Source organism: Shouchella sp. JSM 1781072 (assembly GCF_041949915.1).
Taxonomy (GTDB): Bacteria; Bacillota; Bacilli; order Bacillales; family Bacillaceae_D; genus Shouchella.
Genome location: NZ_JBHFQE010000001.1, coordinates 1060959 through 1080654 on the forward strand (window position 1 = coordinate 1060959; position 19696 = coordinate 1080654).

Sequence of the window (19696 nt, forward strand, 5' to 3'; positions counted from 1 at the left end):
ACCGGGTTTTGAATTGAGGTGCAAAAGTGTCACAGTCTTATGTCGTGCTTGATTTGGAGACAACAGGGAATTCTCCTGATCAGGGAGCACGTATTATCCAAATTGGAGCTGTAAAGGTGGAAGATCATCAAATTACAGATCGATTTTCAACGTTTGTCGATCCGCTTTGTGATATTCCACCTTTTATAACCGAGTTAACGGGAATTTCTCAAGAGCATGTAAAAGGTGCGCCTACATTTGAAGAAGTAGCTGTTGAGATCCTTTCATTTTTAGAAGGAAGTCATTTTGTTGCGCATAATGTTCCGTTTGATAAAGGGTTTTTAAAGAAGCAGTTGGAACGTGTTGGCTATTTATTTCCAACCTGCTTTACTTTTGATACGGTGGAATTAAGTCGAGCCTTGTTACCTACATTAGATAGTTATAAATTGTCTGATCTAACCGTTTATTTTGATATGGATCATTCAAGGCCTCACCAAGCCGACAGTGACGCTGAAATGACGGCGGAACTGTTTATCTTCTTACATAAAAAGCTTTTACAGCTTCCATTAATTACGTTACAAGTCTTAAAGAAAGTAACGCTGTCTTTAAAAAGTGACTGGGCTTTTTTAATTGAGCAAGGAATAGACCGTGCTTTAAAAGAAGTAAACCAAGAAGATCAGACAGTGGATGTGTTTAGACAGCTTGCCTTAAAACGAGTCCAACAGGATGAAGAAGAAAAAGAGAAAGAGAAAGAAGCTTTGCCGAGTACATTTGAAGCATTTGAACAACAACTTTTCTCAAAAGACGGATCTCTTGCAAGACAGTTCGAGCATTATGAAGTCCGTGTTGGTCAAGAGGAAATGGCGAGAGCTGTCCATGACGCATTCACCGATTACGCGCACGCGCTAATTGAAGCAGGAACAGGTACAGGCAAAACATTAGGGTATTTAATACCAAGTATTTACTACGCAAAACAGACTCAAAAGCCGGTCGTTCTTTCCACATATTCGATCCCTTTACAAGAGCAATTGTTGAAAAAAGACCTTAAACTTATAAAAAAAGCGTTAGGCATTTCGGTAAACGTGGCAGTGTTAAAAGGAAGGCAGCATTATGTAGATTTAAGAAAGTTTGAAGAGGCGATTTTAGATCGTGAAGACGGATCATATGATGTCCAATTAACAAAAGCACAAATGCTAATTTGGCTTTTAGAGACGTCGACAGGTGATGTGGAAGAGTTAAATTTATCAAGCGGTGGTCAATTATTTTGGCGCACAGTGCAAAGCGATGCCTCCTCTGATTTAGGTCGGTTTAATCCTTGGTTCTCGCGGTGCTTCTTTCATCGTTCACGAAAAGTAGCGAAAGAAGCAGATGTCATTATTGTTAACCATGCGTTGTTAATGACAGATGTGCATCAAAAAAGAGCCATTATCCCCACCTATAGTCACGCAGTTATTGACGAAGCCCATCATCTCGAAGAAACCGCTATTGATTATTTTGGATTGTCGGTTAATCATTTATCCATTGGTTTTTCGTTATCGCGTTTGCTACAGTTTTTCAGCCAACATCAACATCATGAGACATTTGTACAAATGGAGAAAAATAGCTTAACCGTTTTAACAGAGATAAAAGAGGATGTGGAAGAGTTGTTTCGCATGCTCCATGCTTTTGTGAACGAAAGACAAACAGAAGCAACCGATATCGGACGCGTAAGTTATGTGTATAAAAGTTTTAACGAAGAAGGCGTGCTCTGGCAAGGTATTTTAGAATGTGCGATGCGGGTTCAACTGAGTAGTCAATCGATTCTTAAACAATTTCGAACGCAGCTCAATCAAGAAACGGATGATGAGCTTGCCTATCAACAGCAGTCAGCTGTAGCCAACTTTAAATCGATCATCGCTTCGTTTGAAGAAGAAATCACCCAGTTGTATGAATTGTTATTGGAATACGATGAGGACTATGTGTATTGGGTTGAAGTTGAGCCAAAAGGAGCAAAAAATGCAACGTATTTGTACGCAAAGCCGATTCGCATTCATGATCGCTTAGCGGATGAATTTTTTGCGAAAAAGAAAAGTGTCGTGCTAACGTCGGCTACGTTAACAATAAAACAATCATTTGATTATGCGTTAAAACGCTTGGGCCTTGAGGATTTTGGCGTGCGAACGAAGCAAATAGCATCGCCGTTTTCTTATGAAAAACAATTGAACGTGCTTATTCCGACAGATATTCCTGATGTTCGAGGTCAAAATGATCAATTGTTTATTCAAGATGTTGCCATTAAACTGTGGCGATTAACGGATGCGACACATAAAAAGTCACTCGTGTTGTTTACGTCCTACGATATGCTTAAACAAGTTTATCAGTATGTAAAAGATCTAGATGATGACCATAGTTTTACGCTGATCGGTCAGGGGATTACGAGCGGTTCACGATCACGCTTATTAAAGTTATTTAAACAAACAAGTGGTTCGAGTATTTTATTTGGTACAAATAGCTTTTGGGAAGGCATTGACTTAGCAGGTGATGCACTTGAACATTTAATTATTGTGCGTTTGCCGTTTTCACCTCCGAACCAACCGTTAACTCGTGCGCAAATTAATGCGGCAAAAGAAAATGGCGAAAATCCATTCACAGATCTATCTTTACCGCAAGCCGTTATTCGTTTTCGCCAAGGGTTTGGTCGATTAATTCGAACAACGACTGACACCGGCAATTTCTTTATTTTTGATAGACGTGTTGTTACAACGCGATATGGAAAAACGTTTTTAGAATCATTGCCGACAACACCGGTTTATGAAGGGAAATTTGAGCAGCTACTTCAAGAGCATGTCAATAATCAGGAGGAACGATAGTGGATACACTCATTTTTAATGCAAAAATTATCACGATGGATCATGAGGAAACAGTGATTGATCACGGCTACATTCGGTTTAATCACACTGAAATCGTAACGATTCGTTCAGGCGACCCTTCAGCTCAAGAAAAAGAAGCAACATCTGTTATAAATGCGAATGGAAAATGGTTAATGCCAGGATTGGTAAATACCCACGGTCATCCTGGCATGTCGTTGCTTAGAGGAATAAATGACGATCAGCCATTACAAGATTGGTTAGAACAGTCGATCTGGCCAAATGAACGGCAATTTGATTCACAGACTTTAAAAGTAGCAAGAGACGTAAGCATGATTGAAATGATTGAGTCGGGTACAACCTCTTTTGTTGATATGTATCATCTAGGATTACCAGCTTTTGCTGAGGAAATTGAAAAGGTAGGATTACGTGCTACTTTAATGCGATCGGTTATTGGACTTTGTTCAAAAGAAGAACAAGATGAAAAATTAGCCGAGTCGTTAGCGTTTGCGACTTCTTATCGAGGAGCAGGAAACGGCCGCATTCAAACGATGTTAGCGCCTCACGCGCCATATACATGTCCGCCGGATTACATTGAACGTATTGTAGAAGCTGCACGGAATGAACATTTGCCTGTTCATATGCATCTTGCTGAAACAAGAAAAGAAATTCACGATTATATGGATCAACATGGTATGCATCCGTTAGAGTTATTAGAAGAGCGACGTTTGTTAGAAGGTACAGACTGGTTATTCGCTCACTGTGTTCATATGTACGAGCAACATTTTGAACTCATTCAGAAGCACAATGCCATGATTTCTCATAACCCGATGAGCAATTTAAAATTAGGCTCTGGCGTCGCGCAAGTAGCGTCAATGCTAAAGCATGACATTCCAGTTTCACTTGGAACAGATTCTGTTGCGTCAAATAACCATTTAGATTTGTTTGAGCAAATGCGTTTCGCTGTCTTGCTACAACGAGGGGTTAACGAACAAGCGGATCTAGTTACAACGTACGAAGGATTACAAATGACAACGGTCAATGGTGCAAAAGCTTTGTTTCAAAAGAACGTGGGTGCTTTAGTGGAAGGGCATGAAGCTGATTTTATTATGCTTTCACCACATCAAGCTCACTTTTTACCGGAAGAAAATCTTGTATCCCATCTCGTTTTCTCGGCGAAAGGAACAGATGTAACCGATATGTACGTTCAAGGAAAGCCACTATACGAAAACAAATCGTTTACAACGATGGATAAAGAAAAAGTTCTGTTTGAAGCAAAACGTCACATTCAAGCAAAAAAAGGATAAAGATCTTGCTGCTTTGGCTTGAAAAGCATGAGCTCCTTTGGTACATTCTCCATAGATCGTTTGAAAAAAAGCTTATCGACCTTGTCGATAAGCAAAACGCTACCGTACGTAGCGTCGTGAGGTGTAGGTAGAAGGTTTTTAATCGATTTCAGCCTGCATATCCTCTGCACTTGCAGCTGTTGGATAAAAGACAGCAGGAAACACTGTTTGCTTTAATGGAAAACAGCATATGTCTTCCAACGTTTGGTTTCCTCTGCGAAGTAAGGACCATTCGTCCTTATGTTGCTGAAACCAATCGGCTAAGCCGTTTTGTTCCATATAAACGCCCCCCTTCTGCTGGCGTAGTACTATTTTGCCACGAAGAAGACAGGCTATGTTTAGTAATGTTTGTGGAGAAGTCTAGATATTGGTTGGTATACTTTAACGTGGAGAGGCGAGTGAAGAAAAAATGGAAAATGCGGATACGAAAATGAAAGTTTTATCAACGGTTACGATTGATCGTACTGATGATTTTTATAAGGTGGTTGATCAATTAAATCGTACTTTAAAAGACAAAGGCTTAACATTTGGGTTTGCGCTCGATGAAAAAGATCAAGAAAAAATTGTGTTTACCATTTATGAAGTGTAGAGGGAACTATGAGACGTAAAGGCATTTATATTGCTTTAATAGCGGGGATTTTTCTTGTAAGTGGGTTAAGCATTTGGCTGTACCAAACGATTCGATCTCCTTTGTTAGCAGAAGCAGAAGATGGTGCATCACTTGCGTTAAGCGAAGATTTGTTAGCGCAAGTGGATGACGTTTCCTATTATCATGGTGGAGAAAGCTATTGGGTCTTAACAGGCGTGAATGAAGAAAACGAACATCAACTGTTATTTATGAACCAAAATTGGGAAGAAACAGAAGAATATTATCTATTTAACCAAGAAGATGGTGTAGAAAAAAATGAAATGGTTGATACTGTATCACAAGAGTTAAATGTATCGTCGTTTGAATCCATTCAACTTGGTATTGAAAATGCACAACCAGTGTATGAATTCACGTACGTAACAAATGGTTCACGAGTATTTTATTACACATTATTTGAAACAGGTGAGTATTTAAAAAGTTACAGCATTCATACAGCTCCTTAAAAGGCGTACTATCGACTTTTAAGAAGCGCTCAGTTATAATGTTAGTCGGAAATAAAGGAAGAATTGTACGTTCAGGAGGACTGAAGGATTTGAAAACAACCATTGCCCAGGTGGGTCAATTTGTAGAACAAGAAGTGACAATTGGAGCGTGGCTCGCTAACAAACGCTCGAGCGGAAAAATTGCGTTCTTACAACTTCGAGATGGAACAGGCTTTATGCAAGGTGTCGTTGTGAAAGCCGATGTAGAAGAAGCGCTGTTTCAAAAAGCAAAAAGCTTAACGCAAGAAACATCGCTCTATGTGACAGGAGTTGTTCGTGAAGACGATCGATCTGCATTCGGCTACGAATTAACCGTAACAGATCTTCAAGTCATTCACGAAGCAGAAGGGTATCCAATTACACCGAAAGCGCATGGAACAGAATTTTTAATGGATAACCGCCATTTATGGATTCGTTCAAAAAAACAGCATGCGGTCATGAAAATCCGTAACGAAATTATTAAAGCAACGTACGAGTACTTTTTTGCAAATGGGTTTACAAAATTAGACTCGCCTATTTTAACGGGAAGTTCACCGGAAGGCACGTCGGAATTGTTTCACACGAAATACTTTGACGAAGACGCGTTTCTTTCGCAAAGTGGACAACTTTATGCTGAAGCAGGTGCAATGGCGTTAAACCGTGTGTTTACATTTGGACCAACATTCCGAGCGGAAAAATCTAAAACCCGTCGTCACTTAATTGAATTCTGGATGATTGAACCAGAGATGGCGTTTGTGGAGCATGAAGAGAGTTTAGATATTCAAGAATCGTATGTGTGTCACTTAGCAGCGCATGTGTTAAGCCACTGTGAGTTGGAGCTTGATCTTCTTGAACGTGATAAAGACAAGCTTGCTGCAATTAAAGGACCATTCCCACGAATTAAGTATGATGATGCCCTTGCACTTTTACATAAAAAGGGCTTTGATGACATTGTGTGGGGCGATGATTTTGGTTCGCCACATGAAACGGCGCTTGCAGAGCATTATGACAAGCCAGTATTTATAACGCATTATCCAAAATCGTTAAAACCGTTCTATATGCAGCCGGCTCCAGATCGTGATGATGTTGTCCTATGTGCCGATCTCATTGCGCCTGAAGGATACGGTGAGATTATTGGTGGCTCTGAAAGAATCCATGACTACGATTTATTAAAACAGGAAATTGAAGCTCACGGATTACCATTAGAAGCGTATCAATGGTATTTAGATCTTCGTAAATATGGATCCGTGCCGCACTCTGGTTTCGGTTTAGGTCTTGAGCGAACCGTTGCTTGGATGTCAGGCATTGAACATGTAAGAGAAACGATTGCGTTTCCACGATTATTAAATCGTTTATATCCATAAAAATGGCTGAACCCTTTAACGTATTTGATTACGTTGAAGGGTTTTTTTTATGATTGTGCGCTCTGCTTTTCTACTGCCTAGAGGCAGAAAAACGTGTTATACTTAGGAAGTTAGAGGTGGTAACTGTGAATGAAATGGTAGCATTGAAATGGGTTCAGCAAAAACAAGTAACTGTGCCTCATCTTCTTTTAGAGCATTATACAAAATTGAACATTAACGAGACAGAGCTCGTTCTTTTAATACAAATTCAACGCTTAATTGATAGTGGTGATTCATTTCCCACTCCACAAACGTTAAGTGAACAAATGACGCTTTCGGTAGAAGACTGTGCCGAAAAAATTGGACAGCTTGTACGAAAACGACTTTTACTTATAAAAAATAGTCGCGATGAAGAAACGAATATGATGTATGAATACTGTTCGCTTGAACCACTTTGGATGTTGCTCATTCAGCATTTGGAAACAAAGGAAAGCGAAAAACATGGAAACAAAGCAGCTGAACAGGAAGGTCAACTTTTTCAACAGTTTGAACAAGAATTTGCGCGCCCTTTATCTCCTATTGAAGTTGAGACCATTTCCATGTGGATTGATCAAGATACACATACAATAGCACTCATTCAAGCTGCCTTAAAAGAAGCAGTCATTTCAGGTAAATTAAATTTCCGTTATATTGACCGTATTTTATTTGAATGGCAACGGAATGGAATTAAAACCGTAGAGCAAGCGCATGCCCATAGTGAGCGGTTCAGAAAAAAAACACCGATTCCAACGAAAGAAAAAGAGCGCAGACAAGCACCAACACAATCCGAGAACATTCCTGGATTTAATTGGTTAGAAAATTTGTAAGGAGCAGAAGATGTTATCAAAAAAAGATACCCAATATGCGGTTGATCAAATGGGAGAGATGTTTCCGGAAGCTGAATGTGAATTGGTTCATGAAAATCCATTTGAACTGCTTGTCGCGGTAATGTTGTCTGCGCAATGCACAGACGCACTTGTGAACCGTGTCACGCCGGCTTTGTTTGCTAAATATAAGACACCAGAAGATTATGTCGCTGTTGATTTAGAAGAATTGCAAACGGATATTCGCTCTATTGGGTTGTATCGAAATAAAGCAAAAAACATTAAAAAAATGGCGCAATCGCTCATTGACGACCATGGTGGCGAAGTGCCTGCTGCAAGAGAAGCGTTAGAGGCACTTGCTGGAGTAGGTCGAAAAACAGCAAACGTCGTGACAAGTGTTGCTTTTGATATACCTGCAATTGCTGTTGATACACATGTTGAGCGCGTCTCTAAGCGCTTAGGCATTTGTCGTTGGAAAGATTCGGTTAAACAAGTGGAAGAAACGCTTGAGAAAAAAATTTATAAACAGGATTGGTCCGATGCTCATCATCGAATGATATTTTTTGGGCGCTATCATTGCAAGGCGCAAAACCCACAATGTCAACAATGTCCACTAGCGTTTATGTGTCGAGAAGGAAAGAAACGGTTGAAAGGGGTGGAGGAACATGGATAAAATCGTTCCTCCGTCTTTCTGTGTCCAGCCGTTTTATAAAAAGGGTGCGCACATATCTATTCATCCGTCTCATACATTTTTGGAGCGTCAGTGGGCGCATCCATTCTCTGAAGACATTACGATGTTAACGAAACCTTGGCAGACTGGTGCGACGGAAGCGATTCGCATTTTGGTCGACTCGTTTGAGAGTAATCAAGCTACGTATAAGGTTTACTTTAAAGAAGGCAAAGCAAAAGAAATTGCGCATGAACAAAATGTCATGAAAGCGATGATGGTGCAGGCACTATTTTGGCTAAACGGTCAAAATGTTGATTTAATAAACCTGAAGCAAGCCATATCTTCATTTGCTTACACGCCTTTGAATACGCAAGATCGATTGGTTTTTATTTTATCTCATCAAAATGATCGAGCATTCGTTCAATTATGTTCCTTTATGGATGACCTTAAAAAATTGAATGAACGAGTCAATCTGTTAAAGAGAGGAAGTCAACTGTGAATAATACGAAAGAGCAGCTGGATTTAACGGAATATGAAATCAAGCAATGGCATCGAATTCAAGAAAAACAAACATTATCGATTGCGTTAAGTGGCCATTTTTCTGCTGGGAAATCATCGCTTATTAATCATCTAACAGGTGTTTCCATTTTACCTACTAGCCCAATTCCGACGAGTGCAAATCAGATCACGATCGCTTACGGGGATTTAGAGGTAATCGTTGTTCATGTTGATGGTTCAGAAAAATCATTTCGTGGTGAAATCGATTGGGAGGCAATTAAACGTTATGCAATGGATGGCGCCAATGTTGAAAAACTCAATATTTATGCCCCGATTCCATTTTTAAAACACGCTGGTAGCTTAGTTGATACGCCAGGGGTCGATTCAACGGATCCAACTCACCAAAATATGACGCTTGAAGCGCTTTTTACAACAGATATTTTACTTTACGTGATGGATTATAATCATGTAAAGTCCGAAACAAACCTCGGTTTCTTAAAGCAATTATCAGACGAAGGAAAGCCTTTGTTTATTGTTGTAAATCAAATTGATAAACACAATGAAGAGGAACTCTCTTTTCAAAGCTATAAAGACAGCATCATTGAAACGTTGGCCAACTGGTCGATCCAGTATCAAGGTTTTTATATGACAACGATTAAAGACTCTCCTCATAATGAGCTTCATCGTTTAAAGGACGCGTTATTTTCGCTTTTTTACTACGGGCGTGACTTAGTTCAAGCCGGCAAAAAAAAGATTGAATATAGTTTTTATAAATCCATCCAGCGCAGAATTGAAGATGATTGGGAAGAAGAGCGTGCTTCCCTTGAAGAAACCATTCAATCGATTGGATTTAAGTTGGATGATGTGGACATGTATCAGCAACGTTTAGAAGCATTTAAAGAAGCAGAAGCTGGATCAACTAATCGGCAGCAGCGGATATTGAAGGAATGGGACGATTTATTTCGGCAAGCAACGCTTTTTAATTCGACGCTAACGGAAAAAACACTCCACTGGTTGCACGCAATGCGCCCGAATTTTAAAATGGGGTTTTTATCGTCAAAACGGAAAATTATGCAGGAGCGACAACGGCGTCAAGCAGAAGTTATTGAGGAATTAAATGATCAAATAAATAAACAAGTGGTGTTCCATTTAAAACAAACATTGCAATCGCTTCCACTTGCTGAGATGTCAAACCAGCAGCGTTTTTTAAATGCGGTTCATGATGTGGCGTTTACTGTTTCTCCTGCTTTTTTAGATGAAGGAGTCCCAAACTCAACTTTTGCAGATTCTTTTGTGTATCAATTTACGAAAGATCGTACAGAAGCGATTAAACGGCATTTAAAACAGCGCGCAGTTGATGCGCTTGATGATGCAAATGAACAATTAATAGCGTATGATCAACAGCAGAGTGAACAGGCACAAGCGCAATACCGAGAAATGAAAGAGCTTGAACCTTATGTGGCCCATTATGTGGCGAAAAAAGACAAAAAAGAAGCATTAAAGCGCTTAGCAGACAAAGAAGCGAGTGAACGAGATGATCGCGGAGCGTTTGCCAAAGTATTAAAACAGAAAATAAACGAAAACGTTATCTTTGAAGAAGAAGATACGATGTGGAAAAATCAAGTAAAAGCAAGTGTTGGCAAGACGATCTTAACATCAGTAGCAAAAAAAGAACATATAGCGGATCGTCCGCTAGGCGTTTCAGACGAAGATATTCATCGGTTGCAGGCAGAATTAAAGCGGTTAAACAAAAGCGACGTCACACAAGATTGGCACCAGCGACTTCAAACGGAAGCTGAACACATTACAACAGAACAATTTACCCTATCGCTATTCGGCGCTTTCAGTGCAGGGAAATCAAGTCTGGCCAATGCTCTGTTAGGCGGAGTGGTTTTGCCATCGTCCCCGCATCCAACAACGGCAACTGTGACGACTGTGACGCGTCCTACAGATGCTCACGGTCATGGTGATGTTCATATTCAATATAAGTCTTATGAGCAACTTAGGGGAGAGCTCGCGTCAATCTCGCAATTGCTTGAAGCGACTGTGACTCTTGAACAGCTTCAACGGTTTCGAACGCAAACGTACCGAGTGACGACAGCAGCAAAAAAACAAGCACTCGCATACATTGAAACGTTGCAACATAGCATGAAAAAGTATGAATCGTGGTTAGAACAAGAAGAAATGGTATCAATGAATGAGTTGAATGAAAAAATTGTTCATGAAGAAGTTGCTTGTTTTATTTCCCGAGTAACGATTTATTATGAATGTGAATGGACTGCAAAAGGATTAACGTTAGTCGATACGCCTGGTGTAAATTCGATTAATGGACGACATACGAATGTTGCGTACGACCAAGTTAAAGCATCAGATGCAATTCTGTATGTAACCTATTACAACCATTCATTTTCACGAGCCGATGCACAGTTTATCGAGCAGCTTGGAAAGATGAATCAACACGTTTCTTCTAAAAAGCTTTACTTTGTTTTAAATGCCATTGATCTAGCTGCAAACGAAGAAGAGCGGCTAGGGGTAGAATCTTTTGTGACCCGTTCATTAGAAGAAGCGGGAATTGATCGACCTGCATTATTTTCGCTTTCTAGTAAAGAAGCTCTCATGAAAGAGTCTTCAACTGATTTTCAACAATTTCAACAAGAATTATATGGACCGATGCTACGCGCTCTTAAAGATGCGAATCGAACACAGTTTGTTGAACATGTTAAGCAGTATGTAATTTATTTGCAAGACGTGCAGTCCTTTGCTACTATGGCAGATCATGAAAAATCGACACAGCTCGTTCGGTTTGAAGAAAGCCTGATGGAGGCGCAGCAAGCGTTTTATAAGGATGAAGCAGCATCGTTATTTATGGAAGTAGAGCAAGAGGCGAGTGAATTATTTGCGTACTTACGTGAACGAACGCCATATATTAGTCGGGATCGCTTTATTGAATTTGTAAATGTGGCGACCATTGTAGGTTCTTCGAGAAAAAAACAAAAAGAAGCACTTGAACAGCAGCTGTTGTCTTGGAATGAAGATAGTCTGTTTTATGTAAATCAAGAGCTAAAAGCGACGAGAATTCGACTTTCCCTAGAGTTACAGCGTTCGTTTGAACAGTGGAAAAAGGTGTGGCAACAAAGCTTTCAGTCAGGTATACCAGGTTTTCCATTTCCGAAAATGAGAAAAAGCTTTTCCTCTCAACTGTCACCTGATTTGTTGACAAGTACGCTTTCTATTCACTCACACGTGAATCAATTTTCGTCATTAAAAACGTTCTTTGAACAGCAGCAAGTGAAGCAAGTGAAAGAACAGCTGGTTGATGAGCTTGTCCAACAAATTCGCTCAGGATTAAGAGAAGAAGAAGGAAAGAGTAAGGAATGGCTCAAGCAAGAAACAAATGATGCATTTAAAGAGTGTAAAGCAATGCTCGACCAGCAAATAACCCTTGAACGTGCAAAGAGAAAGCAGTTAAATACAAAAGCAATTCAACAGGATTTGCAAGCGGAAATCGACGTTATAAAAGCTTGGCTACATGAAAAAAAAGCGTAGGGTTCGCGAAACCCCTACGCTTTTTCTCTGTTTTATTTCTTATTCTTCATCCGTTTCATCAGGTTCAGAATCAGAACCATTTCCATTTCCAGAGTCTGGAGTGGTGTCTTCGGAGTTTCCTGACTCATTGTCTGGGCTGCCGGAGTCGTCTTCACCATTGCCACCTTGATCCGAAGATCCTTCATCTGGAGATGTGTCAGTATCGGTAGAATCTTCATCGTTCGAATCATCACCCGTATCGCCACCATTGTTGTCATCGCCACCGCTTGGATCTTCATCTTGTTGTGGCTCTTCTTCCGCTGGCTCCTCTTCAACCGGTTCTTCTTCTACTGGTTCTTCTTCTTCAATCTCTTCTTCCTCTTCTTCTCCTTCATCTTCAATCGTTGCTGTTACAGAAACTGAAGAGCTTGCGCCATCCGTACCGTCTGTTGCCCGTGCCCTGACACTAAATGTATAGGTTCCAGGCGTAACATTCGAGACGGTGGCACTCAAGGAATCAGATGAAACATCTAAAGAACCAGAGCTAACACTCGTTTCAAATTCGACGTCATCTAATACGTCAGCAGGATAGGACCATGTGAATGTAATGGTTTCCGCTTCTTCATTGTAGCTATAGTCAAGGCCACTAGGGTCTGGAATATCTTGCGCAAATTCTTCCGATACTTGAGATGGGCCAGATCCGCGCACAAAGAGTTCTGAAACAATTTCGCTACTCGGTGTTCCTGCACTTGGCAATTGACCTGTTCCACGCTCAACGCTAATCCGTTCAACAGAATCAGGCATTGTGAAATCAGACGTTTGAACCCCTTCATGCATCCCTGTCATAATGTGACGGAATAAATTACGGGTAATTTGATTGTGCTCACTCGTTAAATAATTGTCGCCGCGTCGGTCAGTAAAGCCAATCCATGTGGATAGCGTATATTCCGTACTATAGCCGGTAAATGCAGATGTTGGGTAGGCGCCTGCATTTTCGCCTATATTTAAATTGGCATAATCAGCTGGTGAAAAGTTTGATGTTCCTGTTTTACCGGCTATAGGAACGTTTGGTACTTGAGCCGTTGTTCCCGTTCCATCAGTCATGACCGATTTCAACATGTCGGTAACCATGTAACCAGTGTAGTCTTCCATTACTTGTTCTGTTTCTGGCTGGACGTTAATTTCTCGTCCATCAGGATAGACAATTTTTCGGATTGTATACGGTTCTGTATGAGCACCGTTATTTCCAAATGCTGCATAAGCACCAGCGATTTCTTTTGTCGAACCTTGTGCAGGTCCTAATATACCAGATTCAACTTGATCGCCACCAGGTTCAAACATTCGCTCTAAAAATTCATAGGCGTTTTCTTGTCCGGCTTCATTTAATGCTTTAACCGCCGGTACATTACGTGATTCTGCTAATGCTTGGCGCATGCGCATATTGCCTTTATATTGACGATCAAAATTTCGAACAGGTGTATCACTTTCAGTCGCGTAATTGTACGGTTCATCGGCAATAATATGACCGGTTGACCATTGCTCATTTTCAATAACAGGACCATAGCCAAGAAGAGGCTTCATCACCGAACCATGGTTCGTTTGAATGGACGCGTAGTTATTTACCCGTGCATCGTTTTCTTCTGTTCCGTTCCCCATCGCACGTACAGCACCGGATTCGGTATCAAGGAGTGTTACGCCAACGCGGAAGTCTTCATTATCTGGGAACGGCAATCCTTCGTATTCACCAGATTTCAATACAGAATCAACTAAATCTTGTGCGTCTGTATCAAGAGTCGTGTATACACGTAAGCCCGAGTGGTAAATTTCGTCTGTTGTAAACCCTAAATCGTCAAGCTCTTTTAACACTTCATCATAGAACGTGTACCAGCCAGAGTCTTCTGTTTCTGTATAGTTAATTTGTTCGTTAATGTCAGTATTACGAGCTTCTTCTGCTTCTTCGGCAGTAATGAAATCTTCTCGCTCCATTCGATCAATAACGATGTTACGACGTTGTTCATTGTTTTCAGGATTTCGAACTGGATCAAAATCTCTTGGACGTTGAGGGATCGCAGCCAACACAGCAGCATCCGCAACGGTTAAGTCTTCTAAGTTCGGTTTATCAAAATACGCTTCTGAAGCAAGTTGAACGCCGTAGCCAGCAGAAGGTCCTAAATTAATTTGATTTAAATACATTTCTAAAATCTCATCTTTCGAATACATGCGCTCGAGCTGAATGGCGAGATACGCTTCTTGAATCTTTCTCGTTAGCTGTTTATCTTGGGATAAGAATAAGTTTTTCACAAGCTGCTGGGTAATGGTTGAACCACCTTCAGCGCCAAAGCCTTCACGTAAGTTGGCGACAACAGCACCACCTAATCGACGTACATCTACGCCAAAATGTTCGCGGAAGCGGTGATCTTCAATCGCTAGGAAAGCGTTTTGGAGATGGTCGGGCATATCGTTAATGTCGGCATTAATTCGATTTTCCCCACCTGTTAAGGTAAACACAAGCTCATCGTCCATGTCGTGTACTTGTAATGATTGCGGAAGCATTAGCTTCTCTCGTTCAATATCTGGTGCGCTTGCAACAATTACACCGATTGCCACTCCGCCACCAATTAAGCCAACCCCAAAGAGAATAAGTAACGTAATCAGAATTTTTTTAAACAGTGGTTTTTTAGGTTTTTTTCCACCGCCGCTGCCACCATTTTTTGGCTTCTTTGGTTTTTTATCGCTCGTTTGCGCATGTTTGCGCTCTTGGCGTGATTTATATTCATCTGCCATATTTTTCTCCCCTTTTGGTGCTAGTTAATATAGAGTTCATCAACTGTCCGTAAATAATCAATAAATGGCTGATAGCCAGTGTGAACATGGTGTCCATAAGTCATAATATCCGCTTTTTTAATCGATTTCCGTTCCGTTTGATGATCATAAAAAGAAATAAGTACAGTGGCATCTAGTAAAAAAACTTCTTTCGTATCTTGGAACCGAATTAAAAGAAAACAGATCCCGTTTTGCTTCACCACATTACGCATGTGATCAACTTGATGTTGGTGAATGTTTTGTAAGGGGAAGGATGTCTTATTCTTCGTTTCCTTTGCTTCGAAATCAATATAGTGACCTTTGTATACACCATTATAATCTGTTGTTGATGCTTGTTTAAAGTACGCTTCTTTGATGACCGCCGCGCTACGCTTGGGATAATCAACATTTACAATTTGGATCGGCGTCGGTTTTTTATGGATGACCGCTTGTTCTTTAAGTAAGTAATACGTATTTGATTCGTCAATATCAGACTCAAAAGACATCCCTCTCCCACCATACGCGATCGATGTTTTGGTAGAGCGTGATGACGAATTCGATCGATAGCGTTTGCCATTAGGGTACTGAATGGACATGTTCTCACAACCTTTCCAATAAATTTGTCCGCATGTTTTTGAGTTAATCGAGGAAAGGTAAATGATGAGCCAATATATAGTTTAACACACAATGGAAAAAAGTAGCGGAACAGAACACGCGATCTGTTGAAAATTTAATGAAAAAATGAGGGAAACCATGAAATGGACCGGCAAGTATTATGGGCAAATGTAGATAATATTGCTCGAACAAAAGCGTACGAGCAGTTTGGAAAGCGGCAACCTGAGATACGCTGGGCGCGACTAGCAGGAATTGTTTCTCGAAATGCAGGCTGGAATTTAACAGATTTAACTACGTCCGCGTTCCAGGCGGTGTTGCCATATACGACCCGGCAAAACATTGCTTGGATTTATGAGCGTGCGAACTGGTTAATTTTTCGAGATGCATACCCGCAACTGCTTTGCTATCAACAGTATAAAACGACAGGGATATGGGATTGGTCAAATGTCAACCGGTATGGCGTGTCTACCTTTATGGACAAAGAATGGCGACGCTTTTTACAAGAAAAGGATGAGTGGCGATTAATGATTGCCCTTATCATTAACGAGCAGATGATGATTGAGCAACAATTGTTTAAAAGCTCTGAAGTACAGCAATTTTTTAAATCAGCTTTATATAAAATGGAAGAGTTGCTTCATTTTAGTCATGTGCTTTTTCCACACTGGCCATTGACGAATCACGTTAGATACGGAGAAGTTGTTCAGCATTTTGCGCAACCTAAAAAAAGAATTCAACTAGGGGTAAACTTAGCACATTTGCTTTATGATCCGGACTTACACTATTGTTTTCTGCAATTTATGGAAGAAGTTGAACCGACAGGCTCTCGTAAAGACTATGATAAGTCGGAGAAGGGTTTACCGTTACGCGTTGTGTATCCACGAATTTCTCACAAGCCAACAATCGCGGTAGACTGGTATGAACAATATGACAAAGACGAAGTTGAAAAGTTGTTTCAACCATTAAAGGAGTATCGACCAAAAAAAATGAATGTGACGCTGGCTAAAGCAGAACTTGCATGTTTGGAATGGTTTGGCAGAAAAACATCGAAGTCATAAAAAATCCCTCCAATTTAAGTAGGTTTTGGAGGGAGCTAATCGTTATCTATTTGCTTATCTTCGTAAATTATTCAGCAGGACGATTTGGTCCACCTAATTTTTTGTCTAATCCAGGAACTGTATTTTCACGTTTAGGTGTTTTCTTTGTATCTTTTTGTCGTTGTTTATTCTCTTTCAACAAAATCACCCCCTTCTTAACAGTATGAGGCATTTTGGCTCCGTTTATCCGTCGAAAAAAGGGGAGATCTATGCATTCCTACAATCTTTGTTGAATGGCAACTAGTTTTGTCAGCCGTGTAGGAATAATGAATTGAGTAGAGAACATGTATAGCAACGAAATCATGTTGAGGAGTGAACGGAAAATGGCTCAATATAAAACAAAAGAAATGTCAGTCGAACTTGGTGTGAATCCTACGACAATTCAACGGTGGACAAAATTTTTTAAAATCTCGTGCGAAGTGAATGAACAAGGCCATTTTTTATATACAGATGAACACGTGCCTTTATTTAAGAAGATACAAGATCAATTAAAAGAGGGAAAGAAATTAAAGGATGTTACGATTGAACAGAAGCAAGCAAAGGCCGTTCCATCTGTTCCAAAAAAGCAATATGACGCAAAGCTTGAACAAATGTATCATCAAGTGAGTGTGTTAGAGCAAAAACTCAATACAAAAGCGGATGATGTTGTGAGTTATCAGTTATTAAAACACCGCTCTGAATTAGACGATATGGTGAATGTGCTTGATCGACTTGAACAACGATTGAATCAAATGGAAGACCGCTATCAAACAGAAAAAAAGGGCTTTGAAGAACCTCAGCGAGGCCAAAGACGATTTCCGACTAAAACGTGGAAAGCGATCTTGTCGTTTTTTAGCTTTTAAAATTTCCTTAACCTTGCTACACTCGAACATGAGGTGTAGAGAATGGAAAAGCTTAAACAGTTAACAACTGCATTATTGTCTTTAACAAAAGAAGCCGAAGCGTTTTATATTGATGTTGTAAAGCAAGATAAAGCGTATGAGGTAGACTTCTATGGCAAGGTAAAACCATTTGCTGATCGTGTTCAGCCTCTTGCACAGGAATGGGCGAGTGAGGTAAAACCTTTCTTGATGCAACATTACACGAAGCTTGTTCACATTAGTCAAGTGGAGCAAACGGTAGAAAATTTAGATGTTGTAGCCATTAAGTCATTTTATCCATCATCAGGGATGCGGCGTCAAAGAGAGACGTTTAAATCAGTACGGTTTGTACTGGAAAATGTATTGGAAGAAATCAAAATCGCACAAGCTGATTGATCATGATGAAAACAAAAAAGCGCACACAGCGCTTTTTTTATGCGGGAAAATAAAAACAACCAGCTATCTAGCTGGTTGTTTTGTTCGGTTTAGCTGCGGTCAAAAATGATTAGGTACGACAAAAATCCAAGTGTGGCTACTGAAAGGATATTTAGTGTCCATCGTAAAAATGTGTCAGGGCTATCGCCATCTCCAGCTTCTGCAGCTGCTGCTAGAGCGTTTGGTTCAAATACGGCAATGGAAAGAACTGCAATCATAATAAGAGCAAACAAACTTTTTTTGAACATTGTATGACCTCCTTTATCGTTCGTTTGAAAAATATGTATAAGGGACGTGCAAACGTTCACACATCTTATTATAAAAGATGTCAATCCCATGTGCAAGCGGACTATTCCTTTTCTATTTGAACGACACTATGTTAAGATTATTTCATTATTACTAGTATTTTATGTGTGTGGATGTTCATGCTGAAAGGACGTATAGAATGGCAACAAACTTACAAGACATTATTCGAGCAAATCAAATGCTAAAAGATATTATTACTCACACGCCATTGCAAAAAGATCAAGTCTTATCTGAACGGTATGATTGCACGGTCTATTTAAAGCGAGAAGATCTTCAAGTTGTTCGCTCATTTAAAATAAGAGGGGCTTATTATCAAATTTCTTCATTATCTAAAGAAGAGCTAAAGGCGGGAGTCGTATGCGCGAGTGCAGGGAATCATGCGCAAGGTGTCGCTTATTCGTGTCAAGCGCTTAAAATAAAAGGTGTGATCTTCATGCCGTCAACAACGCCTAAACAAAAAGTAGCGCAAGTAGAATTTTTTGGCCGTAACTATGTTGACGTTCGTTTAATTGGCGATACTTTTGATGATTCCTATGCTGAAGCAATGCGGTACCGCGATGAGCATCATATGGCGTTTATTCATCCTTTTAACCAAGATCATATTATTGCTGGGCAAGGAACGGTCGGATTAGAAATTTTAAATGATTTAGAAGAAACACCAGACTTCATCTTCTCATCTATTGGTGGAGGCGGATTGATTAGCGGAATTTCTACATATATTAAAAGCATAAGTCCTGCCACAAAGATGATTGGCTGTGAACCAGCTGGAGCTGCCTCAATGAAAGAAGCCCTTAAACAAGGAGGCGTCGTAGAGCTTCCTGAAATCAACAAGTTTGTGGACGGTGCGGCGGTAAAGCGAGTAGGGGAAAAAACCTATGAAATCTGCAAACAATATCTTGATGATATTGTGCTAGTACCAGAAGGGAAAATTTGTACAACCATTTTAAAGCTTTACAATGAAAATGCCATTGTGGCTGAACCTGCAGGGGCGATGCCAATCGCCGCGCTTGATTTCTATAAAGATCAAATAAAAGGCAAATCGGTTGTGTGTGTCGTAAGTGGGGGAAATAATGACATTGGACGCATGGAAGAAATTCGTGAACGCTCTCTCGTTTATGAAGGATTACAGCATTACTTTATTATTCAATTCCCACAACGAGCAGGTGCGTTGAAAGAATTTATTTTAAACGTTCTTGGTCCCCAAGATGATATTACACGGTTTGAATACACAAAGAAAAACAATAAATCAAATGGACCGGTATTAATTGGAATAGAGTTGAAATCGAATCAAGATTATGATGGGTTAATTCAACGAATGGACGAGCTCGGATTCGGTTATGAAGAAGTAAACAAAAATCAAAGTTTGTTTAGCTTGTTGATTTAACGAGAGGTAAAGGTGAAAAA

Annotated in this window: 18 protein-coding genes; 13 read left to right on the forward strand and 5 right to left on the reverse strand. The window is 40.1% G+C overall.

From position 1 onward, the window contains the following. Nucleotides 1-26: 26 nt before the first annotated feature. Both dinG and ACE1TH_RS05660 read left to right on the forward strand, forming a co-directional pair. Nucleotides 27-2828, forward strand: coding sequence for an ATP-dependent DNA helicase DinG (gene dinG, locus ACE1TH_RS05655; protein WP_375078489.1), 2802 nt, complete (start codon nt 27-29; stop codon nt 2826-2828). Beyond that, nucleotides 2828-4132: an amidohydrolase gene (locus tag ACE1TH_RS05660; protein ID WP_375078490.1), complete on the forward strand. Its 1305-nt coding sequence runs from the start codon at nt 2828-2830 to the stop codon at nt 4130-4132. The genes dinG and ACE1TH_RS05660 overlap by 1 nt, the downstream gene beginning before the upstream one ends. 138 nt (nt 4133-4270) lie before the next feature. On the opposite strand, the gene ACE1TH_RS05665 is transcribed toward ACE1TH_RS05660, so the two are convergent. Beyond that, complete coding sequence (locus tag ACE1TH_RS05665; RefSeq protein WP_099300832.1) at nt 4271-4450, reverse strand: hypothetical protein; 180 nt, start codon at nt 4448-4450, stop codon at nt 4271-4273. Between the two features lie 130 nt (nt 4451-4580). Between ACE1TH_RS05665 and ACE1TH_RS05670 the strand changes: the two genes are divergently transcribed. The 7 genes from ACE1TH_RS05670 to ACE1TH_RS05700 all read left to right on the forward strand — a co-directional run bounded on the left by ACE1TH_RS05670 (nt 4581) and on the right by ACE1TH_RS05700 (nt 12201). After that, entirely contained in the window at nt 4581-4760 is a 180-nt protein-coding gene (locus ACE1TH_RS05670) for a YpmA family protein (protein ID WP_099300831.1), read from the forward strand. An 8-nt stretch (nt 4761-4768) separates the two neighbouring features. Continuing rightward, nucleotides 4769-5263 carry a cell wall elongation regulator TseB-like domain-containing protein gene (locus ACE1TH_RS05675; protein WP_375078491.1) on the forward strand — a complete coding sequence of 165 codons (495 nt, stop codon included), beginning with the start codon at nt 4769-4771 and terminating at the stop codon, nt 5261-5263. An 89-nt stretch (nt 5264-5352) separates the two neighbouring features. Continuing rightward, nucleotides 5353-6645, forward strand: coding sequence for an asparagine--tRNA ligase (gene asnS / locus ACE1TH_RS05680; RefSeq protein ID WP_375078492.1), 1293 nt, complete (start codon nt 5353-5355; stop codon nt 6643-6645). A gap of 134 nt (nt 6646-6779) precedes the next feature. Then, nucleotides 6780-7490: a DnaD domain-containing protein gene (locus tag ACE1TH_RS05685; RefSeq protein ID WP_375078798.1), complete on the forward strand. Its 711-nt coding sequence runs from the start codon at nt 6780-6782 to the stop codon at nt 7488-7490. Nucleotides 7491-7500: 10 nt separating this feature from the next. Next, entirely contained in the window at nt 7501-8160 is a 660-nt protein-coding gene (nth, locus tag ACE1TH_RS05690) for an endonuclease III (RefSeq protein ID WP_375078493.1), read from the forward strand. Further along, entirely contained in the window at nt 8153-8656 is a 504-nt protein-coding gene (locus ACE1TH_RS05695) for a YpoC family protein (protein ID WP_099300826.1), read from the forward strand. The genes nth and ACE1TH_RS05695 overlap by 8 nt, the downstream gene beginning before the upstream one ends. Further along, nucleotides 8653-12201 carry a dynamin family protein gene (locus ACE1TH_RS05700; protein WP_375078494.1) on the forward strand — a complete coding sequence of 1183 codons (3549 nt, stop codon included), beginning with the start codon at nt 8653-8655 and terminating at the stop codon, nt 12199-12201. Before ACE1TH_RS05695 ends, ACE1TH_RS05700 begins: the two co-directional genes overlap by 4 nt. Nucleotides 12202-12240: 39 nt before the next feature. On the opposite strand, the gene ACE1TH_RS05705 is transcribed toward ACE1TH_RS05700, so the two are convergent. Together ACE1TH_RS05705 and recU are read right to left on the reverse strand one after the other, a co-directional pair. After that, nucleotides 12241-14964: a transglycosylase domain-containing protein gene (locus tag ACE1TH_RS05705; RefSeq protein WP_375078495.1), complete on the reverse strand. Its 2724-nt coding sequence runs from the start codon at nt 14962-14964 to the stop codon at nt 12241-12243. Nucleotides 14965-14984: 20 nt separating this feature from the next. Beyond that, entirely contained in the window at nt 14985-15578 is a 594-nt protein-coding gene (gene recU / locus ACE1TH_RS05710) for a Holliday junction resolvase RecU (RefSeq protein WP_099300823.1), read from the reverse strand. 162 nt (nt 15579-15740) lie between these two features. Here recU and ACE1TH_RS05715 point away from each other — a divergent pair, with 162 nt between their 5' ends. Continuing rightward, a complete protein-coding gene (locus tag ACE1TH_RS05715) occupies nt 15741-16652 on the forward strand; it encodes a DUF2515 family protein (RefSeq protein WP_255225304.1) in 912 nt (303 codons plus the stop codon). A gap of 67 nt (nt 16653-16719) precedes the next feature. On the opposite strand, the gene ACE1TH_RS05720 is transcribed toward ACE1TH_RS05715, so the two are convergent. Beyond that, nucleotides 16720-16833: a spore protein gene (locus ACE1TH_RS05720; RefSeq protein ID WP_375078496.1), complete on the reverse strand. Its 114-nt coding sequence runs from the start codon at nt 16831-16833 to the stop codon at nt 16720-16722. Between the two features lie 181 nt (nt 16834-17014). Here ACE1TH_RS05720 and racA point away from each other — a divergent pair, with 181 nt between their 5' ends. Continuing rightward, on the forward strand, nt 17015-17533 hold the full coding sequence (gene racA / locus ACE1TH_RS05725; protein WP_176554234.1) for a chromosome-anchoring protein RacA: 519 nt from the start codon (nt 17015-17017) through the stop codon (nt 17531-17533). 42 nt (nt 17534-17575) lie between these two features. Beyond that, entirely contained in the window at nt 17576-17947 is a 372-nt protein-coding gene (locus ACE1TH_RS05730; protein WP_099300820.1) for a DUF1798 family protein, read from the forward strand. An 89-nt stretch (nt 17948-18036) separates the two neighbouring features. On the opposite strand, the gene ACE1TH_RS05735 is transcribed toward ACE1TH_RS05730, so the two are convergent. Beyond that, on the reverse strand, nt 18037-18234 hold the full coding sequence (locus tag ACE1TH_RS05735; protein ID WP_099300819.1) for a hypothetical protein: 198 nt from the start codon (nt 18232-18234) through the stop codon (nt 18037-18039). A 197-nt stretch (nt 18235-18431) separates the two neighbouring features. On the opposite strand from ACE1TH_RS05735, the gene ilvA reads away from it, so the two are divergent. Then, on the forward strand, nt 18432-19676 hold the full coding sequence (ilvA, locus tag ACE1TH_RS05740; RefSeq protein ID WP_099300818.1) for a threonine ammonia-lyase IlvA: 1245 nt from the start codon (nt 18432-18434) through the stop codon (nt 19674-19676). Nucleotides 19677-19696 lie beyond the last annotated feature (20 nt).